The organism is Photobacterium sp. SP02 (assembly GCF_038519165.1).
Lineage (GTDB): Bacteria > Pseudomonadota > Gammaproteobacteria > Enterobacterales > Vibrionaceae > Photobacterium > Photobacterium halotolerans.
On the sequence record NZ_JASJOJ010000125.1, the window covers coordinates 1 to 2,837 of the forward strand.

4 protein-coding genes are annotated in these 2,837 nt (G+C 37.0%); all 4 read right to left on the reverse strand.

All coding sequences use genetic code 11. The features are described from left to right. Positions 1-11: 11 nt before the first annotated feature. Positions 12-686, reverse strand: coding sequence for a hypothetical protein (locus tag P0Y67_RS22440; protein ID WP_342393669.1), 675 nt, complete (start codon positions 684-686; stop codon positions 12-14). Beyond that, complete coding sequence (locus tag P0Y67_RS22445) at positions 683-1,852, reverse strand: hypothetical protein (RefSeq protein ID WP_342393670.1); 1,170 nt, start codon at positions 1,850-1,852, stop codon at positions 683-685. Before P0Y67_RS22445 ends, P0Y67_RS22440 begins: the two co-directional genes overlap by 4 nt. Before the next feature lie 9 nt (positions 1,853-1,861). Then, positions 1,862-2,245, reverse strand: a complete 384-nt coding sequence (locus P0Y67_RS22450; protein WP_342393671.1) for a hypothetical protein — start codon at positions 2,243-2,245, stop codon at positions 1,862-1,864. Next, positions 2,211-2,837 (reverse strand): ISAs1 family transposase (locus P0Y67_RS22455; RefSeq protein ID WP_342393672.1); only part of this gene is annotated, 627 nt, incomplete at its 5' end. The genes P0Y67_RS22455 and P0Y67_RS22450, both read right to left, overlap by 35 nt.

Genomic DNA, 2,837 nt, shown 5'->3' on the forward strand with positions numbered 1-2,837 from the left:
GGAGTATATGATCACAGCCAGCCCTGATCGTCAAACTGATCTATTTTGTTCAAAAAACGTTCGTGATCTTGCCCTGATTGTGGAACTTCAATTATACTAATTTCACTATCATTATTGCTTAATGAATCATACCAAGAAATATATTTTTTATAATAATCACTTTTTTCAGATATTTCATTCCTCTTATTATCTGGAACCTCAAGCAATTGTGATTTCGCTTGCTTCAGATTCAATACCTTCTCATCCGTTGAAAAAATATTGTTTGATTTTCCATGCCCCCCAGACAACAACTTATGCAGCTCCGAATTCCACTCCTTTACATAAGACGACTGATATAATGGAATCATTCTTGCTGGAAAAAAAACAACTTCTCTTTTGCTTGATTCTTTGGCATGTGATTTACTTATAATTGGACTGCCTGATAGCTCAAACTCTGTCACTTTATGATCATCAACGAGTAAATTTAACTTTCCATGCTGATCACTATAAGCAATTGGAAAGTCAGTCTTAACCCTGCTAACCAATTGGTTTTTATCATTATATGTGAGTTCATCTACCCAATTATCATTCGGTAACACCATTGTCTCATAACTGAGCGGATAAAATTTAGCACCTCTAGTAATTTTGCCATCTCGCCCGTAAAGACGTCCCATCAAATACGTACCTGAAATATTTACATTAATCATTTGACATCCTTATTAACAAGAATATTTAAAGCATTATCGTACGCTTCATGGGAGGGCATTGGAGGAAAGTATTCACTGAGATCAGTATCAATTATCCCTTCTGGAAAGTATATTGAATATTTATTGATTCTACTTTTCGTTCTATTATCAAAATATAAATAGTCAATAGTCTCAAGAGGGGTAATATCACCCGGTGTTTTTAGCCTACGAATAATACCTTCATCTAGATTCAACCACTTATCAGCCATTATAATAAGATCTTCTGAATTATTAGAAATGACCTTTTTGGGGTTATCAAAACTATAATGATTTTTCCCATTTCCTATACATGTGAAAAATTTCTTGTTTACACTGACTCTAACTCCATTAATACAATCTTTAGGAAAATAATCTTGCGTCCCAATATAAGACATTGACGGAAGTTCAAATAATACTTCTTTTTTTATATCCTGATTATTTTCCAGTAAATCGTCTTTAACAAAACGAATGAGTTTTGTTCCATCTGGCGTTCTCATCCCACCATATAAATTCTGACTATAAGAAAGCCCAACAAGATCATCCGCATGAGGTTTCAACGGTTTCAGTAGGCCTGATTGGACATTAAAATAGAATGGTTCATTCCACGATTTGCCACCAACAAAATAAACACCTTTACTATTTTCATCCCAGTCATAATTTATACATCTTCCGTTAACCATCACTTTACTTTGACGTGTTTTTAAGTCATAGATTACACACGAATAATTAAAGGTCTTTGGTTGAATGGTCGTCGCTACGTATCTTCCATCCGGTGATCGAACAGGGAAAGAAAAACCTTTAATCTCTGGTAACCCGCCAATTTCTTCCCTAGTGAATAATAATCGTACATCGCTTCCATTAACATTCATTGTATACATTTTACGATTCTCGTAGAACTGGATCTGAGGCATAATTTCCTGCCTATCCCACTTGTCCTCTTCTACCTCATCTGGAATATCTACAAAGATGCTCCAAGAATTCAAACTATCCTTTAATTTATAGATTTCTCTGAATTCCACTATCAGTTTCAGCTTCTCCATATATTCATCATCATATGGATCTTTCATTAGTTTATATGCATATAATCCGGTTAAGCTCACAATACCTAAACCGGTAACACCGAGAATTATTTTTGCTACTTTATTCATTTCATATTCCTAGAGTTCAATTCCCAAAGCTTCTTTTTTCCACATCGTCAGTAGTTCAACTTTTTTGTTTTCTAATAATGTTTCAGCTTCATACTGTTCTTCATCAATTTCTGATGCAAATGTTATAGGTTCTATCTTTTTGGGTTCAATTATTTCCTGATAGGTCTTATTCAAAAACACATATTCACCGCTATTCGGATCGCAAGGACTCGCGATGTACAGAGAAAAGTCGCCATCTGATGGCATCCCTTCAAATACTCCGTGAATAAAGTGTCCACTACCGTCTCCTGATGGCTCTAGCAGTACAGACTGTTGCCACTCACTCTTCGTGTCAGGGCGGGAGCATACTTTGCTCACTTTATAGCCCGAAGAAAACTCTTGTCCGATAATCATCGCTCCAAGCAGCCTTTTTCAGTTTTACTTTTTGGCTTGGGGCGCCACAGTCACACTGTTTTAGCATGTTCATTACAAAACGCCTGAATAGCGCTATATTTTCAACCACACCATCTAGAGTTATTCGTGAGCTATCTTCTTTGAAAACAACATCTAACACGTAATGCTGGCTGTTCTCTATACGCCAATGCTGACGAATATAATGCCCGAGAAGCTTATGCTTTGGTGACAATGAACTCACGTAATAAGACGTTTCGACGCTACCTTTACCTTTGATAACACGATGCCGCTCCACGGCGATGATACTTCGAACCGTCGGCCACTTTTCTTTCAAATCGTCGGGTAAATTGGCCTTCAGCTGAAAAACATACCGCTCTTCTTTACGACCATGTTGCTCTTGAACAATTTCTGTAACAACTTGCTCTTTTTGTGCGTCGAATACCGCCTGAAACTGAGAAACAACAGCTTCACGAAGCTTTGGCTGGTTGTTTTTCACTTGAACGACAATGTGCGCTTTTTTCTCTGAAATTTTTTCGAGAGTTTCGCGCTGACAATGCAAAGCGTCGAGCGTGATGATACTTCCTTTTACGTT